The 22,062-nt window shown below is 60.2% G+C and carries 19 protein-coding genes; 7 read left to right on the top strand and 12 right to left on the bottom strand.

Annotated features, from left to right (window positions below; all coding sequences use genetic code 11):
* From AC1RJ3_RS08545 to AC1RJ3_RS08555, 3 genes are all read right to left on the bottom strand, one after another.
* On the bottom strand, positions 1–3,774 hold the full coding sequence (locus AC1RJ3_RS08545) for a nitrate reductase subunit alpha (RefSeq protein WP_103315282.1): 3,774 nt from the start codon (positions 3,772–3,774) through the stop codon (positions 1–3).
* A 66-nt stretch (positions 3,775–3,840) separates the two neighbouring features.
* The gene (locus AC1RJ3_RS08550; RefSeq protein ID WP_054596873.1) at positions 3,841–5,238 is read right to left on the bottom strand and encodes a NarK family nitrate/nitrite MFS transporter; all 1,398 of its coding nucleotides are present in this window, start codon (positions 5,236–5,238) and stop codon (positions 3,841–3,843) included.
* Complete coding sequence (locus tag AC1RJ3_RS08555) at positions 5,216–6,520, bottom strand: MFS transporter (RefSeq protein WP_054596872.1); 1,305 nt, start codon at positions 6,518–6,520, stop codon at positions 5,216–5,218. The genes AC1RJ3_RS08550 and AC1RJ3_RS08555 overlap by 23 nt, the downstream gene beginning before the upstream one ends.
* Positions 6,521–6,824: 304 nt before the next feature.
* Here AC1RJ3_RS08555 and AC1RJ3_RS08560 point away from each other — a divergent pair, with 304 nt between their 5' ends.
* The 4 genes from AC1RJ3_RS08560 (at position 6,825) to AC1RJ3_RS08575 (ending at position 10,515) form a co-directional block, all read left to right on the top strand.
* Complete coding sequence (locus tag AC1RJ3_RS08560; RefSeq protein WP_493078409.1) at positions 6,825–8,627, top strand: HAMP domain-containing protein; 1,803 nt, start codon at positions 6,825–6,827, stop codon at positions 8,625–8,627.
* Positions 8,624–9,271 (top strand): two-component system response regulator NarL, encoded by a 648-nt coding sequence (gene narL / locus AC1RJ3_RS08565; RefSeq protein ID WP_103315278.1) that lies wholly within the window; start codon positions 8,624–8,626, stop codon positions 9,269–9,271. The genes AC1RJ3_RS08560 and narL overlap by 4 nt, the downstream gene beginning before the upstream one ends.
* Positions 9,272–9,357: 86 nt before the next feature.
* Complete coding sequence (locus tag AC1RJ3_RS08570; protein WP_054596869.1) at positions 9,358–10,035, top strand: Crp/Fnr family transcriptional regulator; 678 nt, start codon at positions 9,358–9,360, stop codon at positions 10,033–10,035.
* Between the two features lie 75 nt (positions 10,036–10,110).
* Positions 10,111–10,515: a putative zinc-binding protein gene (locus AC1RJ3_RS08575; RefSeq protein WP_347929706.1), complete on the top strand. Its 405-nt coding sequence runs from the start codon at positions 10,111–10,113 to the stop codon at positions 10,513–10,515.
* 767 nt (positions 10,516–11,282) lie between these two features.
* Here the strand turns inward: AC1RJ3_RS08575 and ubiT are convergent.
* From ubiT to norR, 7 genes are all read right to left on the bottom strand, one after another.
* Positions 11,283–11,750, bottom strand: coding sequence for a ubiquinone anaerobic biosynthesis accessory factor UbiT (gene ubiT / locus AC1RJ3_RS08580; RefSeq protein WP_054596867.1), 468 nt, complete (start codon positions 11,748–11,750; stop codon positions 11,283–11,285).
* Entirely contained in the window at positions 11,744–12,634 is an 891-nt protein-coding gene (locus AC1RJ3_RS08585; RefSeq protein WP_103315274.1) for a U32 family peptidase, read from the bottom strand. The genes ubiT and AC1RJ3_RS08585 overlap by 7 nt, the downstream gene beginning before the upstream one ends.
* Before the next feature lie 10 nt (positions 12,635–12,644).
* Complete coding sequence (gene ubiU, locus AC1RJ3_RS08590; RefSeq protein ID WP_054596865.1) at positions 12,645–13,640, bottom strand: ubiquinone anaerobic biosynthesis protein UbiU; 996 nt, start codon at positions 13,638–13,640, stop codon at positions 12,645–12,647.
* A 214-nt stretch (positions 13,641–13,854) separates the two neighbouring features.
* On the bottom strand, positions 13,855–15,090 hold the full coding sequence (locus tag AC1RJ3_RS08595; protein ID WP_493078413.1) for a molybdopterin molybdotransferase MoeA: 1,236 nt from the start codon (positions 15,088–15,090) through the stop codon (positions 13,855–13,857).
* Complete coding sequence (gene moaB / locus AC1RJ3_RS08600) at positions 15,087–15,641, bottom strand: molybdenum cofactor biosynthesis protein B (RefSeq protein ID WP_054596863.1); 555 nt, start codon at positions 15,639–15,641, stop codon at positions 15,087–15,089. Before moaB ends, AC1RJ3_RS08595 begins: the two co-directional genes overlap by 4 nt.
* Positions 15,642–15,741: 100 nt before the next feature.
* Positions 15,742–16,389, bottom strand: coding sequence for a pyridoxamine 5'-phosphate oxidase (gene pdxH, locus AC1RJ3_RS08605; protein WP_054598298.1), 648 nt, complete (start codon positions 16,387–16,389; stop codon positions 15,742–15,744).
* Positions 16,390–16,477: 88 nt separating this feature from the next.
* Entirely contained in the window at positions 16,478–18,007 is a 1,530-nt protein-coding gene (norR, locus tag AC1RJ3_RS08610; RefSeq protein ID WP_493078416.1) for a nitric oxide reductase transcriptional regulator NorR, read from the bottom strand.
* Between the two features lie 154 nt (positions 18,008–18,161).
* Between norR and ytfE the strand changes: the two genes are divergently transcribed.
* Positions 18,162–18,836: an iron-sulfur cluster repair protein YtfE gene (gene ytfE / locus AC1RJ3_RS08615; RefSeq protein ID WP_489111424.1), complete on the top strand. Its 675-nt coding sequence runs from the start codon at positions 18,162–18,164 to the stop codon at positions 18,834–18,836.
* A gap of 75 nt (positions 18,837–18,911) precedes the next feature.
* Here the strand turns inward: ytfE and AC1RJ3_RS08620 are convergent, their stop codons facing one another.
* A complete protein-coding gene (locus AC1RJ3_RS08620) occupies positions 18,912–19,349 on the bottom strand; it encodes a hypothetical protein (protein WP_054596860.1) in 438 nt (145 codons plus the stop codon).
* Between the two features lie 28 nt (positions 19,350–19,377).
* The gene (locus tag AC1RJ3_RS08625) at positions 19,378–20,568 is read right to left on the bottom strand and encodes an NnrS family protein (protein WP_493078418.1); all 1,191 of its coding nucleotides are present in this window, start codon (positions 20,566–20,568) and stop codon (positions 19,378–19,380) included.
* Between the two features lie 595 nt (positions 20,569–21,163).
* Here AC1RJ3_RS08625 and AC1RJ3_RS08630 point away from each other — a divergent pair.
* Positions 21,164–21,847 carry a Crp/Fnr family transcriptional regulator gene (locus AC1RJ3_RS08630; RefSeq protein ID WP_054596857.1) on the top strand — a complete coding sequence of 228 codons (684 nt, stop codon included), beginning with the start codon at positions 21,164–21,166 and terminating at the stop codon, positions 21,845–21,847.
* Positions 21,844–22,044 (top strand): protein DnrP, encoded by a 201-nt coding sequence (locus AC1RJ3_RS08635; RefSeq protein WP_081013795.1) that lies wholly within the window; start codon positions 21,844–21,846, stop codon positions 22,042–22,044. The genes AC1RJ3_RS08630 and AC1RJ3_RS08635 overlap by 4 nt, the downstream gene beginning before the upstream one ends.
* Positions 22,045–22,062: the final 18 nt, after the last annotated feature.

Below are 22,062 nucleotides of genomic sequence, written 5' to 3' on the forward strand. Positions count from 1 at the left end.
TCAGTTCTCCTCGATATCGGTCGGCAGGGGACGTGGCAGGTCATCGCCACTTGAACCATCGAGCCAGTCGACTTTGGCCATCTTGCGCACCACGACGAATTCATCGCGGTTGCAGCCGACCGTGCCGTAATAGTTGAAACCGTAGGCCTGCTGGGCATAGCCGCCGATCATGTGGGTCGGCTTGAGCACCACCCGGGTGACTGAATTGTGGTGGCCGCCACGGGTCTTGGTGGTTTCTGAACCTGGCACGTTCACGATCCGTTCCTGGGCGTGGTACATCATCACCATGCCTTCCTTGACCCGCTGGCTGACCACCGCCCGGGCGGTCAGTGCGCCGTTGGCGTTGAAGCACTCGATCCAGTCGTTGTCCTCGATGCCGGCGCGTTTCGCGTCGACCTCCGAGAGCCAGACAATCGGCCCGCCACGGCTGAGGGTCAGCATCAGCAGATTGTCGCTGTAGGTACTGTGAATGCCCCATTTCTGGTGCGGAGTGATCCAGTTCAGGACGATTTCGGTCTCGCCGTTACTGCGCTTGCCTTTCACCCCTTCGATGGTCCGGGTGTTGACCGGCGGCCGATAACTCATCAGTTGCTCGCCGAATGCCTGCATCCACGGGTGATCCTGATAGAACTGCTGACGGCCGGTGATGGTGCGCCATGGGATCGCCTCGTGAACATTGGTGTAGCCGGCGTTGTAGCTGACGTGATCGTCTTCGAGACCCGACCAGGTCGGGCTGGAAATGATCTTGCGCGGCTGTGCCTGAATATCGCGGAAACGAATCGCCTCGTGGGCCTTGGACAACGCCAGGTGACTGTGATCGATGCCGGTGAATTCCGACAACGCGGCCCAGGCCTTGACGGCGACATGGCCGTTGGTTTCCGGTGCCAGAGACAGAATCACTTCCGCGGCATCGATCGCCGTGTCGATTTTCGGCCGACCATGGCTGATCCCGGCAGCCCCTTCGTGGTGATTGAGTTCACCGAGGAACTTCACTTCGTCATCGGTGTTCCAGCTGATGCCCTTGCCGCCGTTGCCATGTTTTTCCAGCAATGGCCCCAGCGAGGAGAACTGTTTGTAGATGTTCGGGTAGTCACGCTCGACCACATGCAGGTTCGGCGCGTTCTTGCCCGGTATCGGTGCCACGCCGGCGCTTTTCCAGTCGGTGCCGCCAAACGGCTGGGCCAGTTCGCCGACGCTGTCGTGCATCAGCGGGATGGTCACCAGGTCTTTTTCAACGCCCAGGTGCCCTTCCGACATGCTGGAAAACGCCTTGGCGATGCCTTTGTAGATCTCCCAGTCGGAACGCGATTCCCAGGCCGGATCGATAGCCGCCGACAACGGGTGAATGAACGGGTGCATGTCCGAGGTGTTCATGTCGTCTTTTTCGTACCAGGTTGCGGTCGGCAAGACGATGTCGGAGTAGACGCAAGTCGAGGACATGCGGAAGTCCAGCGTGGTGACCAGGTCAAGCTTGCCGATGGCACCCTCGTCCACCCATTCGGCTTCTTCGGGTTTGCAATCGCCGACCTGGCCGATGTCTTCGTTCATCACTCCGTTTTTGGTGCCGAGCAGGTACTTGAGCATGTACTCGTGGCCCTTGCCCGAGGAGCCCAGCAAGTTCGAACGCCAGATAAACATGTTGCGCGGGAAGTTCACCGGGCTGTCCGGCTGCTCGCAGGAGAACCGCAGCGAACCATCCTGCAGCGACTTGACCACGTAGTCTTTCGGGTCCATGCCGGCTGCGGCGGCATCGCGGCAAATGTGCAGCGGGTTGGTATTGAGTTGCGGTGCGCTGGGCAACCAGCCGGCACGTTCGGCGCGGATGTTGTAGTCCAGCGCATGCTCGGGAAATTGCGATTTATCGGCCAGCGGCGAGAGCACGTCGTGCATGCTCATTTTCTCGTGGCGCCATTGCGAACTGTGGGCGTAGAAGAAGCTGGTGCCGTTCATTTGACGGGGTGGACGATTCCAGTCCAGGCCGAACGCCAGGGGCAGCCAGCCGCATTGCGGACGGAGCTTTTCCTGGCCGACGTAGTGCGCCCAACCGCCACCGGTCTGACCGACACACCCGCAGAGCATGAGCATGTTGATCAGCCCGCGGTAGTTCATGTCCATGTGGTACCAGTGGTTCATTGCCGCGCCGACGATGATCATCGAGCGGCCCTTGGTCTTGTCGGCGTTGTCGGCGAACTCACGGGCGATCTGGATCGCTTTCTCACGGCTGACGCCAGTGATCTGCTCCTGCCAGGCTGGAGTTCCCGGCACCGAAGCGTCGTTGTAATCCTTGGCGACGTTAGCGCCACCGAGACCGCGGTCGATAGCCAGGTTGGCTGCCGACAGGTCAAACACCGTGGCAACTTTAGCGATGCTACCGTCTGCCAGCACCACGTTATGCACTGGCACACGGCGGTACTGCACGGCATCGCCAGCAACGTGCTGGAAGTGCTCGTGGGATTCGCCGGCAAAATACGGGAACGCCACTTCGGCGACGTCATCGCCAATCAGGCTCAGCTTGAGATCGATCTCACGGCCTTCGCCGCCTTCACGAGGGAGGATGTTCCACTTGCCCTTCTCGCCCCAGCGATAGCCGATGGAACCTTGAGGGGATACCAGTTCACCGTTGACATCCAGGGCGATGGTTTTCCATTGCGGATTGTTTTCCTGACCAAGGTTGTCGGTCAGGTCACTGGCGCGCAAGAAACGGTCCGGCTGATAACCGGCACCCGGTGCCTTGTCGGGCATTTGCTTGAGCAGCACCAGCACCGGCAAATCGGTGAAGCGCTTGGCGTAGTCAGTGAAATAAGCGCTCGGTTTGTCCAGGTGGAACTCTTTGAAGATCACATGGTTGAACGCCTGGGCCAGCGCTGCGTCAGTGCCTTGTTTAGGGTTCAGCCACAGGTCGGTGAGCTTGGCCACTTCCGAATAGTCGGGGGTGATGGCGACAGTCTTGGTGCCCTTGTAACGGACTTCGGTGAAGAAGTGCGCGTCCGGGGTGCGCGTCTGCGGGACGTTGGAGCCCCAGGCGATGATGTAGTTGGAGTTGTACCAGTCGGCCGATTCCGGCACGTCGGTCTGCTCGCCCCAGACCATCGGCGAAGCCGGTGGCAAGTCGCAGTACCAGTCGTAGAAACTCAGGCAAGCGCCGCCGATCAGCGACAGGTAACGCGAACCGGCCGCATAGCTGACCATCGACATGGCCGGGATCGGCGAGAACCCGACGATGCGGTCGGGGCCATATTGTTTGATGGTGTAGACGTTGGACGCGGCAATGATCTCGTTGACTTCCTCCCAGTTGGAACGAATGAAGCCGCCCATGCCACGCTTGCTTTTATAGGAGTCGGCCTTGACCTTGTCCTCGACGATGCTCGCCCACGCTTCCACTGGCGCCAGGGTCTGCCGCGCATCACGCCAGAGCTTGAGCAACGGCTTGCGGATTTTCGGGTACTTGAGCCGGTTGGCGCTGTAGATGTACCAGCTGTAACTGGCGCCACGCGGGCAACCACGGGGTTCATGGTTAGGCAGATCGTTGCGGGTACGCGGGTAGTCGGTCTGCTGGGTTTCCCAAGTGATCAAGCCGTTCTTGACGTAGATTTTCCACGAACAAGACCCGGTGCAGTTCACCCCGTGGGTGGAACGCACGATCTTGTCGTACTGCCAGCGCGAACGGTAGACGTTCTCCCAGTCGCGAGACTCTTTGCGGGTCTCGCCGTGACCGTCGGAAAACTCGTTTTGCTTGCGATTGAAAAACCGCAGTTGATCCAGTAAATGACTCACGGTGTGTCCTCTCAGGCTTGCTGCGGGGTTCTGTGCCCCGCCCACGCAGGTTGGATTCGGATCGTCTTAGCAGGGGGTTGCGGCGCCTTTGCGCGCGTACCACCACCAGGTCACCACAATGCAGCTCAGGTAAAAGCCGACGAACATGTAGAAAGCCATCTCAGGGCCGCCGGTCTGGGCCATCGAAGTGCCGAAGGATTTGGGAATGAAGAACGCACCGAAGGCGCCAATGGCCGAACTGAAACCGAGGACGGCGGCCGACTCTTTGCCGGCATCCTTGAGCGCTTGTTCGCGCACGGCGGGTGGTTTTCCGGCAGAGGCTTTTTCATGCTGGGTGCGAAAGATCACCGGGATCATCCGGAAGGTGGAGCCATTGCCGACACCGGTGGTGATGAACAGCAGCATGAACATGCCAAGGAAGCCGTAGAAGTTGCCGCCCGAACCGTTCTGGGGGAGGAAGTGCAATACGCCGAAGACCATCACGATCATCAGCATGAAGTTCCACAAGGTCACTTTCGCGCCACCGAGCTTGTCCGCCAGCCAGCCACCCAATGGGCGTACCAGCGCGCCGACCAATGGGCCGAGGAAGGCGAATTTCAAGGCGATGACATCAGGAAAGGAGGTCTTGATCAGCAGCGGAAACGCTGCGGAAAAACCGATAAACGAACCGAAAGTCGCCAGGTACAACCAGCACATCAGCCAGTTGTGCTTGCGTTTGAAGATAACGGCCTGGTCGCTGAACGAAGCGCGGGCACTGGACAGATCATTCATGCCGAACCAGGCCAGCAGCGTCACCAACACAATGAACGGCACCCAGATCAACCCGGCATTCTGCAACCACAATTGACCACCGTCGGCCAGGACTTGCGGTTTGCCGCCCATAAAGCCGAACACACCGAAGGTGATCACCAGCGGTACACAGAATTGCATCACCGAAACGCCCAGGTTACCCAACCCGGCGTTGAGGCCAAGGGCTGTACCCTGCTGAGACTTGGGATAGAAGAAGCTGATGTTGGACATGCTTGAGGCAAAGTTGCCGCCACCAAAACCGCAGAGCAAGGCGATCAATACGAACACGCTGTAAGAGGTGCTTGGGTTCTGCACGGCGAAACCCATCCAGATCGAGGGCAGCAACAGCGATGCGGTACTCAGGGCGGTCCAGCGCCGGCCACCGAAAATCGGCACCATGAATGAGTAGAAGACGCGCAAGGTCGCACCAGACAAACCCGGCAACGCCGCCAGCCAAAACAACTGGTCGGTGGTGAAGCTGAAGCCGATGGCATTCAAACGCACAATTACCGTGCTCCAGACCATCCACACCGCAAAGGCCAGCAGCAGTGCAGGAATGGAAATCCACAGGTTGCGGGTGGCAGTCTGTTTGCCGCTACGCCCCCAGAATGCGGGGTCCTCGGGGCGCCAGTCATGTATGACCGGGCCTTTGTCAGGCTTTTGCAGAACGGACATGTTCTTCTCCTTGGGCAATGCTGGAAAACGGGGAAGTGGTCACCGGCAGCTCTTTACCGAACACCGGGGTCTTGCGTATTTCGCTGAAGTACATCCAGGTGAGGGAGACCCAGACCACGCCGTACATCAACATGAAGCAGGAAGAGCGCACCCCGGTGAGGTCCACCAGGGCGCCGAACAGAATCGGCAACACGAAACCGCCCAGGCCGCCCGCCAGGCCAACGATGCCGGACACGGCCCCCATGTTTTTCGGGTAGTCATTGGCGATGTATTTGAAAACCGAGGCTTTGCCGAACGCGAAGGCGATGCCCATGACGAATAGCAGCACGGTAAACAGCGCGGGATTCAGGCCGATGTGAAAATCCATCGGACCATTGAGGGTCTGCACTTGCAGTTGGGTCTGTGGGTAGGAGAGCAGGAACAGGCAGATCCAGCTGACCCACAACACCCACCAGGTCACGCTTTGCGCGCCCCAGCGATCCGACATCCAGCCGCCGACGGCACGCAGGACCCCGCCGGGCAGGGAAAAACAGGCCGCCAGCAGCGCTGCGCTTTGCAGGCTGAAACCGTATTCCTGCACGTAGTACTTGGTCATCCACAAGGCCAGGGCGACGTAGCCGCCGAAGACGATCGAGTAGTACTGGCAGTAGCGCCACACCGCCGGATCTTTCAGCGAACGCAACTGTTCACGCAAGCTGGCGCCGGCGGCACTACGGTGGTTCTTGTTTTCGGCGCTGACGAACCAGAACAACAGCGCGGTAATGAACAGGATCGCGCTGAAGACCTTTGGCACCAGTTGCCAACTGCCGGCAGCGATCAGTGCCGGAGCGAGAAACTTGGTCACTGCGGCTCCCGCATTGCCGGCACCAAAGATGCCCATGGCGAAGCCCTGGTTCTCCTTGTCGAACCATTTGGCGACGTAGGCAATGCCCACTGAAAACGAGCCACCGGCCAGACCGACGAACAAGCCCAGTACCAGGAATTGCCAGTAGGCGGTGGCGTGACTGATCAGGTACAGCGGTGCGACGCAGGACAGCATCAGCAAGAAGAACACGCTGCGACCACCAAAGCGGTCAGTCAGCAGGCCCAGCGGTAAACGCACCAGCGAGCCGGTCAGCACCGGGGTTGCGGCCAAGAGGCCGAACTGGGTTTCGTTGAGCTGGAGCAGTTCCTTGATCGGTACCCCGAGCACAGCAAACATCATCCAGACCATGAAACAGACGGTGAAGGCCAACGTACTCATGCCCAGCACCAAGCCTTGTCGTACACGCGGTTGGATCACAATGCTCTCCAGTCAGTTAGCCATGGCGGCAGACTAGAGAGGCGAACCCCGCAAAAACTTGATCCACGTCAACGAAGCCCATGAGGGCAAGGGGCTATCCTTGCCCGGCCTACCTCCAAGGAGGTAGTTCGAGAAAACCTTGAAACCCTTTATTTATCAGCTTCTTAAGGTTTTCCAGTAACGCCATTGCCGACAGGGAGACGTCGGCAACTCTTTAGAGGTAGCGCACCCGGGACTGGCTGCAAAACCGCACTCCGGGACGCCGTATGCTCAGTTTCCGTGTCTTTCCCCAGGATCAGTACCGATGATGCGCTGGTTGCGCAGCTCCCTGCCCGCTCGCGCCGGGTTGGCAGTGATCCTTATCGCCATACTCGCCCTTGCCAGTTCATTGAGCGCCGGATTGATCGCCTGGTTCAGTCAGGGCGATGCCGCAGCGATCAACACCGCAGGCTCGGTGCGCATGGAGACGTACCACCTGAGCTGGAAACTGGCCGCTGGCGCACCTGGCGAAGAAGTCGCCAGCATCACCGACAGCCTGCAAACTCGCCTCAACAGCCAGTCACTCAAAGCGGTACTGGAAGATGGCCCGCCCACCGCTCTGCAAATCAGCTATGGGCAAATCCAGCAACGCTGGAACGAGGATTTACGCCCGGCACTCGAACGTGGCGATGCGGCCTCTTTTCAGGCGATGACCCAGCCTTTCGTTGAACAACTGAACCAGTTTGTCAGCCTGTTGCAGCGCGAAAGCGAACAAAAGCAAGGCTGGCAACAGGCGATCCAGGGCCTGGCCTTGTTCACCACCATGATCGTCCTGCTGGTTGGGCTATATGAACTGCAGTACGGCGTTGTCACGCCCTTGAAAGAATTGGTGGACGCCACCCAGCGCTTTCGTCGTGGCGATTTCAAGGTGCGGGTCAACCATCAGTCCCAGGACGAACTGGGCCAGTTGGCCATGAGTTTCAATGCCATGGCGGAAACGATCGAAGAATCGCATCGCACCCTGGAGAGCCAGGTCCAGCAAAAAACCCTGAACTTGCAACAAGCCAATGCAGCCCTGGAGCTGCTGTACCAAAGCAGTCGAAACCTGGCCACACGCCTGGCCAACGCCGAAGGCCTGGACGAGTTGATCCGGCGCTTCCAGCAACGCCTGCCCGGCTTGCGTCTGTCGCTGTGTCTACAAGGACACTTGCAGGCACCCGCCCAGCAATTACTCGCCCTGCATGGGGCAAACAGTCGGGATGTTTGCGCCAGCAGCGATTGCGCCACGTGCCTGAAGCACCAAAAAACCAACCCGCAGACTTTCAGCATCAGCAACCAGGGCAGCGAACTGGGGGAGCTCAAGGCGCATTTTGTCGACGGGCATCCGGCGCAGGCCTGGGAAACCCAGTTGATCCAGGCCCTGGCCAACCTGATTGGCACCTCGCTTTCGCTCAAACGCCAACGGGAACAGGATCATCGCCTGCTGTTGCTCGAAGAGCGCACGATCATCGCCCGCGAACTGCACGATTCACTGGCCCAGGCCCTGTCCTACATGAAACTGCAAGTCAGCCGCATGCAGACCCTGATGCGCCGTGGCGAACCAGTCGAAACCCTGGAAACCGTCACCGCCGAATTGCGCGAGGGGCTGAACAATGCCTACCGCCAGTTACGCGAACTGCTGACCACCTTTCGCTTGCAGATTCACGATGCGGGACTGGTGCAAGAGCTCAAGGACACCGCCGAGGAGTTCTCCCGTCGCGGAGAATTTCAGGTGCACCTGCACGTCGATGCGCTGGCCTTTCCGCTCTCCGCCAGCGAGCAAATCCACATTCTGCAGATCACCCGCGAGGCACTCTCCAACTGCCTGCGCCACGCCCACGCACAAAACGCCTGGCTACAACTGCGCCAGGACGGCGAAACCGTCAGGCTCATCGTCGAAGACGACGGGCGCGGCTTCAGCGGCAACGTCGACCAGCGCGAACACCACGGCCTGAACATCATGGACGAACGAGCTCGCAGCTTGCACGGCCAATTGCAGATATTTTCCAGGGAGCCGCAAGGCACCCGTGTCCAACTGGAATTCCAGCCGGAGTTTCTCGGGCAGCAAACAGAAGGTAGCGTCACATGAACCCGTCCCAACAACACACCATCCTGCTGGTAGACGACCATCCGATGATGCGTCACGGCATCCGCCAGATGCTCGAACTCGAAGATGATTTCAAGATCGTCGGCGAAGCCGGCAACGGCGAAGAAGCACTTAGCCTCATTGAGCCGCTGCAGCCGGATCTGGTTTTGCTCGATAACAACATGCCGCAGATGAATGGCATTCAAACCCTGCGCCGATTACGGGCGATGCATTACACCGGCAAGGTGCTGCTGTTCACTGTCTCGGATGCTGAAGACGATATTCGCGATGCACTGCGCCTGGATGCCGACGGCTATCTGCTCAAGGACATGGAGCCCGAACTGTTGATTCAGTACATCCGTGATGCGCTGAACGGCGCGTTGGTGGTCAGCCCGGGGCTGACCCAAGTCATGGCCCAGGCGCTGCGTGCTCCTGCGCGTCAGGCGGTGGTAGAACTGACCGAACGTGAGCGGCAGGTGCTGAAAATCATCGCCAGCGGCTTCAGCAACAAAGTCATCGGGCACAAGCTCGGCATCACCGAAGGAACGGTCAAGGTTCACGTCAAGAACCTGCTGCATAAACTCGGCTTGCGTTCACGGGTCGAGGCGGCGGTGTGGGCCATGGAGCATCTGCGCAACGCCGGCTGACGGGTATTCCTCTTTGGAGGTAGGCCTGCAGAGGCATAGGTCATCCGGGCCGCGCCCTCTACTATGACCGTCAGCGGAGGTACGCCATGCTGACCCACCCTTCTATCGTTTTAACGTTGCGCCGTCATCACCTGTTCAGCCAATTGCCGGAGAAAGTCTTCGAGGAAGTCTGCAGCCAGGCCATGCTCAAGCGCCTGAGTTGTCACTGCACACTCATGCACCAGGGGGATCCGGCCAAGCGTTTTTTCCTGCTGGTCAGCGGTCAGATCAAGTTGTACCGGCTCACCGGCGAAGGTCAGGAAAACCTCGTGGAGATCATCCAGCCAGGTCAGACTTTTGCCGAAGCCTTGCTGTTCAGCCAGGCCCGACTCTATCCAGTGAGCGCCACCGCGCTGAAAGACAGTGTGCTGGTCAGTATCGAGGGCAACCATTACCGCAACGCCCTGGAGGACCAGCCGAAGGTTTGCCTGGCGATTCTGGCCAGCATGAGCGTTCACTTGCACCTGCGTCTGCGGGACATAGACACGTTGACGCTGGCGAGCGCGAGCCGTCGGGTCATCAATTTCCTGCTCCAGGAACGCCATCCCGTCACTGGCCAGATCGTCTTGCAAGTATCCAAACGCCTGGTGGCATCGAAACTGGGGATTCAGCCGGAAACCTTTTCGCGGATTTTGCATCGGTTGGTCGAGTGCGGCCTGATTGCGATGGAACGACGCAATATCCGCATCCTCGCCAAAGAAGAGGCACTGGCGGCGTTCCAGTAGGCAGAATTGACCGCAATCAATTGAGTAACGTCATGCGCCTTGCACACTGGAAGAGCCCATCAATGGAGAGTGTCAATGCCCCCCTCAACTTTGCCTCTGGTTTACTCCTGCTCAGGCTGCTCCAACGTCGCCCAACTGGCCAACACCCTGGCCGTGCGGCTGGATCGCAGCGGCTTGGCTGAAATGTCCTGCATCGTCGGTATCGGAGGGCATGTGCCAGCGTTGCTCAACAAGGCGCGCTCGGGGCGCCGGATTTTCGCGCTGGACGGCTGCCCGCTGCAATGCGTCGAAAACTGCCTCAAGCAACATGGCCTGCATGCTGATGTGCACCTGATCCTGAGCCACTATGGGCTGCGCAAACGCCATGGCGAAGACTGCACGCAGGCGCAGAGTGATGAGTTGTTTGAGGGGATCAGGCAGTTGATTGCCAGTGATACTCGCCAGCATGAAACCGACAGCAAACGATGGCTTGAGGGCTGACGAAAATCTAATGTGGGAATGAGTCTGCTCGCGAAGGCGGTCTGTGGTTTGTTGATTGAGTACATATCCATTTCTGCCGTTACGGCGGCTTAGGGTTCCGCCCTTACGGCGGGTCACTTTCGAAAAGCGCGAAAGTAACCAAAGCGCTCTTGCCCCTTTCGTTCGGTGCCTCGCCCAGGCTCGGCATGCCCTCGCTCCGGTCCTGCTCCGTGGGCCCGCCGCCATCGGCCATCCATGGCCGGGGGCGGCTAACCCGGCATCCATGCCGGGTTGCCCACTGCGCAGAACCTCCACTCGGCCTCTCGAGGGGGCGTGCACCGCAAAGGCGAGGCGGCCTACCGGCCGGCCTGTCTCTTCAAACGTACTCATTTCCCTGTGGGAGCAAGCTCGCTCCCACAGATTCAATGCCACTTTGGCTCTAGCTGTTGATCTTGCTTTGGCTTTGGCTTTGGCTTTGGCTTTGGCTTTTGATCTTGATCTTGATCTTGATCTGCCCCGTCGGAAGGCCGAGTGGAGGTTCTGCGCAGTGGGCACCGCGGCAAGGATGCCGCGGTAGCCGCCCCCGGCCATGGATGGCCGATGGCGGCGGGCCCACGGAGCAGGACCGGAGCAAGGGTACCCTGAGCCTAGGCGAAGGGCCGCACGTCAGGGGCGAAAGCGTTTGGTTACTTTGCGCTTTTCAAAGTAACCCGCCGTAAGGGCGGAACCCTAAGCCGCCGTTACCGCAGAAATGGATATGTACTCCGACCAAAAATACAGGTCGGCTATCAGGCCGCCAACCCCTTCCCCGCCCGCTCCAGATTGCGCCACAACCAAACAGGCAAAACATCGGGATCAAGACTGTCGATCAGATTCTTCAACGCCAGCCCCAACTCCGTATCCCCTTCAATCACCAAACGCCTGCGAAAAAACAGCGTGTCCGGATCTTCCTGGCGACTGGCCAGGAGCAGAAACTCTCGCCAATTGCCGCTGATGGTCACGTGAGCCGTGGCCTGCCTGGCAATTTGCAAGCCCTCGCGGCCCAGCGTCAGATACCAGGACAAGCCCAGATCCGGAATCCGCAGGCACAGCCAACGCCCACGCAGCACGTCGAACTCACCCTCGCGCAATGGCTCGGCGAGGCAGCGATTCAGTGCCTGTTGCAACGCCAGGCGCTGCACGGCAAAAGGCACCCGACGCACCAGCGGCAATAAGCGGTCGGCGCCTTTCAACAGCCACTTTTTTCGGTTCAACACAGGCCAACCTCCTCGACGCGCAACATGCCGGCCTGGCCATGCCAGTAACCATTGCAGCCTTCGACGAACAGCGGCGGTGTCTCGCCCAGACGAACCCGTTGATAGGCGCCGATCACCTCGGCCATGCCCTGAGCACGCGGGCTCAGACGCAGCAGATCGGCGCCGCAGGCCACCAGCCCGGAATAATCGGCCAGTAGATTGGTCACCTGCGCCGACATCGTTTGAATGCCATTGAGGGTGAACAACGGCTGCCCTTCCTGGCTGGTCAGCGCGAGACCATCGGGGTAGTTGATACAGCAAAACTGGCAGTCGTCCTTGGGCCGATTTTCCGCACGGGCCGTAAAACACCGTGCGGAATAGGCCAACGGCAAATGCCCATAGGCGAAGATTTCCACTTCCGGTACTGTGCGGCCAAGTCCGCGGACCTGCTCGATCACATCGCCAATCAACGCTGCCGAACATTCTACTGGCGGCACCCAACGGGTCATTCCGCAGTCCAGCAATTGCGTCAGCGCGTGCCCGTTGTACAAATTGAGCGCCGGACCGCCCACGAACGGCAATTTGCGCTCGGCCAGGAACTGCACCGCGCCCATGTCGTTGGCCTCCACCAGCAATTGGCCGTTGTCGCAGAGTCGGCGCAGGCTGGAGAGTTCGGACGCGGCTTCGATCAGTGTCAGGCTGGAGATCACCAATTGCGCCTGGCTGCAGGCCTGTAACTCGCGCCCCAACCCCAGCCATTGATCCAGTGAAAAAGCCCGACGTTTCGAACACACGGTTTCCCCCAGGTAAATCACATCCAGAGGCAAGGCCGACATCTCGGCGTAAAAGTTGCTGAGTTGCGCTTTGTCCCAATAGAACAGGACTGGCCCAAGACTGAGCTTCATGTTCCGTCCCTCATTGCCATGATCGATGATAAGCACCCAGGGTGGTCTGGCTGCCTTCCGACAAGCCGGCCAGTACCTGACGCCATTCCTCCTTGACCCGAAAACTGCCCGGTGAACCACGATGGGCATCCAGTGCCGCCCGCCAGACGCGAGTGACTTGTTCGACATAGGCCGGACTGCGTTGTCGGCCCTCGATTTTTACCGCTTCGACACCGATGGCCGTCAGCTCCGGGAGCAAGTCGAGGGTGTCGAGGCTGGTGGGTTCCTCCAGCGCATGAAAGCGTTTGCCGTCGACCAGGAAGCGACCCTTGCACAAGGTCGGGTAACCGGCCGGTTCGTCAGGGGTATAGCGGTCAATCAGCACTTCGCTGAGTCGTGCGCTCAAGCCTTGAGCGTCCTCGCTCCAGCGCACCGCCTTGGCCGGCGAACAGACACCGCACAGGTTCGGCGACTCGCCGGTAATGTAGGAGGACAGGTGGCAACGCCCTTCGGCCATGATGCACAAGCTGCCGAAGCCAAACACCTCGATGGGTACCGGGCTGCTGGCGGCAACCTGGCGTACTTGCGCCAACGACAACACCCGCGGCAACACCGCGCGTCGAATGCCGTAGCGCTGGGCATAAAACTCCAGCGCTGCGGCATGGGTTGCCGAGCCTTGGACCGACAGGTGCAACGCCAGTTGCGGATGTCGCTGGCTGGCATAGTCGAGCACCCCCGGGTCAGCGGCGATCAGCGCATCCACGCCGAAATCGGCAGCACGATCGACTGCCCGCTGCCAGCGCTCCCAGCCCTTGGGTTGCGGGTAAGTGTTGACCGCGACGTAGAGTTTGCGTTGATGCTGACGGATGTGGGCGACTGCAGCGTCGAACTGCTTGTCGTCCATGTTGAGGCCCGCGAAATGCCGGGCGTTGGTGTCATCGCGAAAGCCGACATAGACGGCATCGGCGCCTTGGCGCACCGCCGCTTTTAGCGCAGGCAGGTTCCCTGCCGGGCAGACCAGTTGCATGGGTAATCCTCATGAAAAAACGCAGTCCGGGGCCTGATCAGTCATGGTTGGAGTGCGCTTGTGGCGAGCGAGCTTGTTCCGGGCGGCGTTCCGACGCTGGACTGCACAGCAGGCCTGAATAACAGGGCCGCTTCGCGACCCAGCGGGAGCAAGCTCCCTCGCCACACAGTCTAGCCAGACCGGCAGGCACGGCCTTGACGGCAATCAATTGCCATCAATGCATCAGGTCGGCGAAGGACAGGAACATCACGTTGTCGTGCTTGAGTACTTGCTGCTCGCACTCGATCACCGCCAGCCCGTCGGCCCAGCAGGCAGCAGTCAACATCGCCGAGCTTTGCTGAGGGTGCAGCTCCACGCTCAACTGGCCGTCAGCACCAGGCGTCAGCCTTGCCCGCAGGTACTGCCGGCGCTTGTTGCGTTGCAACCAGTCGAATCCGGCCGGGACGGCTAATGGCACCGGCAGCACGTCAGTCACGCCCTGGGCCCTGAGCAGGAACGGACGCACCACCACCAACGCGGTAATCAGCGCCGCCGAAGGATTGCCCGGCATGCCGATCCAGGGTTTGCCGGCGACTTCGCCATAAGCCAGTGGTTTACCCGGCTGAATGGCCAACCGCCAGAAATCCACGCTGCCCAGTTCCTCGATTGCCTGTTTGAGGTGGTCCTCCTCGCCTACCGACACGCCGCCGGAACTCAGCAACATGTCGCATTCCGAAGAAGCCAGGCTCAAGGCATGCCGACTGGCCGCCAACTCATCGGCCATGACGCCATAGTCGTGTACCTCAACGCCCCAACCGCGCAACAGCGCAGCCAGGCAATAGCGATTGCTGTTGTAAATCTGCCCCCGCACCAATGCATCGCCTGGCTCACGCAGTTCATTTCCGCTGCTGAGCAAGCACACCTGCAACGGTCGATAGACCTCGACCCGCGCTATGCCTGCGCCGGCCAGCAACCCCAGTTCTTGTGCGCGCAGGCGCTTGCCGGCCTTGAGTAACAGATCGCCTCGACGAACCTCTTCGCCTTTCTTACGCACGTGATCCCCCGCAATCACGGGCGGGAACCAGACACGCTCGCCCTCGATACGGCAGCGCTCCTGTGGCACCACCGTATCGGCCCCCGCAGGCAATGGCGCACCGGTAAAGATCTGCACCGCCTGCTGTGCGATCAAGGGCAAGCAGGCCTGATCCCCCGCCGCAATTCGCCCGCCAATCGGCAGATAACCACCTTCCGATGGCAGGTCGGCCGCCCTGAGGGCATAACCGTCCATGGCACTGTTGTCCCAGGCCGGCAGGTTCACCAGGGAGTGAAGGTCGGCTGCCAGAACTCGCCCCAAGGCTTGATCCAGACCGATCATTTGCGCCTGGGGTGGTGGCGGTGCCTGATCCAACAGACGATCGATGGCCTCGTCGACGGGTATCAGGTTGCCGAGATCGCACACCCGACCGGTCATGAGCGTGTCTCGCAGGCTTCGATGACCCGCTGCGTTTGCGGCTTCAAATGCGGGGCGAAGTTGCACGGGCCGGTACGACTGTCCAGTTGTTCCAACAGGATCATGTTCCAGGCTGTTCGGCAGGCCCCCGGCGAACCCGGAACGCAACACACCAGCACACCGTTGCTCATCCCGGCCAATGCCCGTGACTGCAAACTGGACATGCCGATTTCCGCCAGGGAGACCTGACGAAACAGTTCGCCAAAGCCTTCCACATGTTTGTCCAGCAAGGGCAAGACGGCTTGCGGCGTATTGTCGCGAGCGGTGAAGCCGGTGCCGCCGGTCATCAGTACAACCTGCACCTTGGGGTCGGCGATCCAGAGGGATACCTTTGCGCGGATCTGATAAATATCATCCTTGACCAGATCACGATCGACCAGCACATGCCCGGCCGTTTGCAGCAAATCAGTCAGGGTCTGTCCCGAGGTGTCGGTCTCGAAGGTGCGCGTATCGCTGATGGTCAACACGGCAATGTTCAGGGGTTCAAACGTGCGTTGCGCCAGATGGGCCATATCCAAGCCTTCCCGTAGATGAGGGTTTGGCCAAGCCTGAACCGCAATCGCGGCCTGGCCTATTCCTCCAAGGAGGTACCTCGACCGGGCAAATAGAGGCTCAAGGCGCCAGGCGGCTGCGATACCACACCCTGTCCTGCAGGCGGTAATCGAGACGGTCATGCAAGCGGTCGGCACGCCCCTGCCAGAACTCCAGGCGTTCCGGGTGCAGGCAGTAGCCGCCCCAATGCTCGGGTCGCGGCACGGTCTGGCCAACGAAACGTTTGATGGTGTCGGCCAACAGCGATTCCAGCGCTGCCCGACTGACCAGCGGCCGGCTCTGCGGTGAAGCCCAGGCACCCAGCCGACTGGCCATGGAGCGGGAATCGAAGTACGCGTCCGAGAGTTGCGGATCGAGCCTGGACACCTGCCCTTCAATACGAACCTGACGCTCCAGCCCCGGCCAGAAAAACGTCATGGCGGCATTCGGGTTAGCGGCCAGTTGCAGGCCTTTGTCGCTCTGGTAATTGCCAAAAAACGTAAAGCCGTCGTCGCTCAAACCTTTGAGCAGCAGAACCCGGCAATGTGGTCGCCCGTCACTGTCGACCGTCGCCAACATCATGCTATTGGCCTCGACAGGCGCGCACTCGGTGTCGCGTGCCTGTTGCAACCACTGTCGAAACATGGCCAGGGGATCGTCCAGCGCAGCCTCATCCTGCAGGCCATTAAGGGTGTAGTTACGGCGCATCTGAGCCAGGGAAAGGGGCATGACGGTGATCTCCGGATGGTTTTTCGCAGTGTGCGAGCCACTGCGCCAAGCCACCTTGACCGTCATCAACATGCTGCGCCGCCCAGACTTACTTAAGGCGAAGACGCCGGGCCAGTTTGTGCAGATTGCTGGGATCGACTTCCAGCAACCGCGCGGCGCTGGCCCAGTTTTCCCCGGAAAGGCTCAGGGCATGGAGAATTTTTTGCCGCTGACAATCGTCGACGGCGTCGCTCAGGGCCTGGAATGGCACATCAGACGTCACTTCCCGCGGCGGTTCGACGCTCACCCCTGCAGCGACCATCGTACTGTCGAGATCGAGGACTTGCGGCTCCAGCGTCATGATCAGTGCGCGACTGGTGCCACGGCTGAGCTGCTTCAACGCGGCGCGACTGATCACATGCTCCAGCTCGCGCACATTGCCCGGCCAGGTATACGCCAGCAAGGCCCGCTCGGCCGCAGGCGACAAGCGCAAACCACGCAGGCCGAGCCGCGCCCGATTGAGTTCCAGGAAGTGCCCGGCCAGCATCAACACATCGTGACCGCGTTCGCGCAGTGACGGAATCGGCACCGGGTACACCGAGAGCCGGTGATACAGGTCCGCACGAAACAGGCCATCGCGGATACTGTCTGGCAGATGCCGGTTGGTCGCGGCGATGATTCGCACATCGACATGCAACGGCTTGTCCGCCCCCAGTCGCTGGATCTCGCCGTTTTGCAACGTTCGCAGCAACTTCGCTTGAACGCTTAACGGCAATTCACCCACTTCATCGAGAAACAGCGTGCCGCCGTTGGCCGCATCGAAACGACCCGCGCGGTCGCTGGTGGCGCCGGAAAATGCGCCTTTGACATGGCCGAACAACTCACTCTCTGCCAAAGACTCCGGCAAGGCGGCACAGTTGACCTGTACCAGCGGCTTGTGGCTGCGACGCGAAAGACGGTGCAGCCGTCGGGCGAACAGCTCCTTGCCGACGCCCGTTTCGCCCAACAGCAACACCGGCAAATCGGAATCGGCCAGTACATCCAGCTCATTGAGCAACTGGTGCAACACCTCACTCTGACCGAGGATTTCACCTTCATCCGCAGGCATCCGCAGGTCTTGAAGATCGCTGCGGGACAAGCGCAAGCTGCGGTTTTCCTGTTCAAGCCGGGTGACGCGCACGGCGGCTTCGATCTGCAACGTGCAACGCTTGAGCTCCTCCCGCGCACGGCTGTCGAAGGTTCCGGCATGCAGCGCATCGAGGGTGATCGCGCCCCAGATGCGACCCTCCACATACAGGCTCACACCCATGCAGTCATGCACCGGCAACGGCTCGCCGACATGGTTGTCGAGCAGGCCGTCATAGGGGTCCGGCAGTCGACTGTCCGGCTCGAACCAGGTCGGCTCGCGCGACGCCATGATCGCTGCCAGCCGAGGATGCTGAGCAATGACAAACCGGCGTCCCAACGCCTCATGCACCAGCCCCACCGTCGCGACAGGCCTGAGACTGTCGTCGTCCAGACGCAGTAATCCCACCGCGCCACTGTTGAAGTATTCGCGCAGGGTCTGCACCAGTCGTTGCAAGCGTACGGCATTGGGCAACTCGACAATCAGGTCGGCTGCCAGGCTTTCTCGCAGCATGGTAGTAATTACCCTCTATGGTTGGATTCACCCTGAAGCGTCAGGGTATCTATCACCACAACTAAAAATTAATCCATATGAATCAGTCGTTTAAATATGGCATGCCGGATGCAATGAGCCTGGGGAACCGTTGAAACCCAAATAAGGAACCCCGATGAGCCAGACCCTACTGGAACAAAGCCTCGGCCAACTGGCCTGCGATATACCCGGTGCCACCCGGATATTTCATACCTTCAAACTGGACTTCTGCTGTGGCGGCCATAAAAGCCTGCGTGAAGCAGCCCAGGGCAAAAACCTCGACCCGATGCTGATTGCCGATGCCCTGCACACTCTGCAAGACGCCGGTGAAACCCAGCACGACTGGCGCAACGAGCCGTCGGAACTGTTGATCGCCCACCTCCTCACGCGCTATCACGCCCGCCACCGCGAGCAACTGCCGGAACTGATCCGTCTGGCCCGCCGGGTCGAGCACGTCCACGGCGCGCGCAGCAGCTGCCCCAATGGCTTGGCCGATCTCCTGACCGACATGCAACAAGAACTCGAAGGCCACATGCTCAAGGAAGAACAAGTGCTCTTCCCGATGCTGCAAAAGGGCATCGGTGCTCAAGCGGCTCCGCCGATCCAGGTGCTGCGCTTCGAACATGATCAACATGGCGAAGCGCTGGAAAAGATGCTCGCCCTGACCAATCACATAATCCCGCCCGCCGATGCCTGCAACACCTGGCGTGCGCTCTATCGCGGACTGTTGGAGTTCAAAGACGACTTGATGCAGCACATCCACCTGGAAAACAACGTGTTGTTCATTAACGCCCTGACCCCCCGCCATTGATCGCTTGCCGGCCACACCCAACCCGCGCCATCCCACCGGTTGACGCGGGTTTTGTTTATGAAGGACGTCTTGCGATCAGCCATGCCAATAGAACATGGCCTTGGCCAGGATCACGATCAACAGCATGTGCCCGAGGATGCTGCGGCGAATCCAGCTTGCGCGGGGCGCGGTCAGGCGCGCGTGGGTCAGCCAATAGGCCAGCAGCAAGTAATGACCAATGATGCTCAGGGCCAACAGGATTTTCAGGCTCAGCAACGTACCAAAACTGCTGGCCAGCGGCTGACTCAATGCGCCCCGGTACTGCCATGCCAAACCGATGCCGGCGCCATATAACAGCAACACCACGCCGTGCAGCACCTTGCGCGAGCGCACTGCAATCGTCTGGTCCGCGGTCAATTGCGCGGCCGCCATCAAATGCTGGCGGGCGTGATGCCAGATCACCACCTCGAAAAATAGCGTGCCGATAAAGGCAATCGCCGCCAACAGGTGTGTGACCAGCAGATAGGGATACATCAGCGTCCGCCTCCTTCAGTTCGTTGGCTCATCCCGGATGACCGTCAACTCGGGTGCGCAGCAACATCGGCCCATAACGCCAGGCGAACAACGCAAACGCCAGCGTCCAGCAAAGACCGGCCAGCCACAACGCCGGCAATGGGAAAAACAGGATCAACACCACTCGGCTCAGACATGCCAGGTTGAGCACGATGAACGCCAGAGTCATGCCCGGCGGCGGTTCCAGTGCACGGCCGGTGTGCCCGAGGCTGACCCGCGCGATCATCGCCAGCACCAGGCCGCCCATGGCCCCAATGGTCAGACAGTGCACCGCCAGACTCGGGTTAACCGGCACGCCAAAATGCCAGAACGCCATCCCGAGACACGCCACCGCCAGCCAGCCATAGGCCAGGTGCAACGACCACAGCAACGGCACGCGCCAGAGTGCCCGGTCATGCCAGCGCACCAGACGCACCAGATGCCCTGCCGCCAGCACCGCGAACAGCAGACCCACCCAGACATTGGGAACGAGCGCGGGTCCTGCGGCATACAACAACGCCACCAACGGCGAACCGACCAACAGCAGTCGATCCAGCCAGGGCCAGGCGGCAACACCTTCCACCCGACCAAGGCCACGCTGGGTGAAGAACGGAATCACCCGCCCGCCGATCAACCCCATCATCGCCGCCACCAGCCAGATGCCGGTCAGCACGCCCTGGCGCTGCCAGCCTTCATGCCCCTCGACCAAGCCATACAGGGACAACCCATCGGCCACGGCCAACAACAGCAAAACCAGCACAATCGGGTAGTTACGTTTCTGCCGCACCTTCCACAAGGTGAAGCCCATGAGGATCGCCACCGCCAACGGGAACGCCAGCTCCAGCACCGCGAGCAACGGCCACGGTGCGTTGGCCAGCCAGGCCACGCGCGCCAGTAACCACAGCAGCGCCAGCGCAGCCAACGGTTTGCCGCTGAGGCCGGGGCGACCGGTCCAGGTCTGCACGGCCGTCAGCAGAAAGCCCGCGATAATCGCCAGCGCAAACCCGAACAACAGTTCATGCCGATGCCAGCCCAGCCAACCGCCTGCCGGCTGCCAGCCGGAAATCCCACCACTGAAGGCGGCCAGCCAAAGCGGTATGACCAGCACCGCCAACAGGCAGCCCGCGAGGAAAAATGGCCGAAAGGCCAGCCGTAACAGCGGTGGGATCGCCAACGCTTTACGGCGCTCAAGCACTTGCATAAAGCCACTCCTCTGCCTTGTTGCGGACCTGGCACCAACCCGCAGGCGCCGAGGTAAATCCCGGGGCCATCATCGGGTATTACCGATCCATTGCCTTTGTCGCAGATCAAGTGTGCAAGGGGCGTGCCCCGATACTCATTCGAACCCCGGTGGCGAGGGGGCTTGCCCCCGTTGGAGTGCGAAGCGCTCCTGAAACCAGCATCCGCGACGCGTCATATAGAACCCATCAGCCAGTTTTACGACTGCTGCGCAGCCGAACGGGGGCGAGCCCCCTCACCACGGGGTGATCGGCTCAGGGTAGAAATGACCCTTTAATGGTTATTTACACCCCAGGCAGCATAGTCTTTTTTACCCTCACACCTGAGAACCCCACTAAACAAAGGCCTCCGAGCCTGGCCCACGTCTTGCTCTGCATGGGCAACCTTATAGAAATCCTGGATCCCTCTCGATTGCCCGGAGTCGTCATGAAAAAAATCATCCAGCCACTGGCCTGGTTTGTGGTGTTGACCTCAGTCCTGGCCCTGGCCAGCAGTCTCTCCCTGGGCCTCGTTTGACGGGATAACCGCTCCTTCCTCAATCTTCAGGATGAATTTCCATGGTGCTTCATCGTGTCCATCACCAGATTCTGCGCAGTCATCACTTGTTCGAGCCGTTGAATGAAGAACAGCTGGATGAGTTGATGAGTACCAGCCACTTGCTGAGCATCGACAAAGGCGAGCCGTTGTTCCGTCAGGGTGAGCCGGCAGATTCGTTTTATTTCATAATTGCCGGGGCGGTGAAAATCTACCGGTTGACACCCGATGGGCAGGAGAAAGTGTTTGAAGTCATCGGGGATCGACAAACCTTCGCCGAGGCGATGATGTTGATGGACACACCCAACTATGTAGCCTCGGCCGAGGCGGTCTGCCCCACCCAGCTCTACCGGCTGTCCAACAGCACCTACATGCGCCTGCTCCAGAGCAACAGCCGGTTGACCTTTGCGTTGCTCGGCAAGCTCTGCGTTCGCTTGCATCAACGGGTCAATGAAATCGAAACCTTGTCCCTGAAAAACGCCACCCACCGGGTCGTGCGTTACCTGCTGACGCAACTGGTGCGCCAGCAAACCGTAAACAGCCATTTCGAGCTGCCGATGGCCAAGCAGCTGATTGCCGGGCATCTGTCGATCCAGCCGGAAACCTTTTCGCGGATCATCCGGCGCCTGATCGATGAAAACATCATCACTCAGGACGGCCGCCAGATCGCCATTCTTGATCGTCTGCGCCTGGAGCAGTTTGAGTGAGCACCTTGCCCGTCTGCCTGTATTGCCAACACCCTAACCCGCCAAAACAATCCGAATGCCTCCAATGCGGCATGCCCCTGCCGGCGATGGCCGAACGTGCTCAGGAACGTCGGCTGCGCCGGTTCAGGTGGTTCTGTATCGGCCTGACAATCTTTTGCATAGCAATGTTTTTCGGGTTGCCGCGCGGCATCAGTTGATGCCGCTTGAGTCAGACC

The organism is Pseudomonas sp. GW822-FHT04C11, assembly GCF_058800905.1.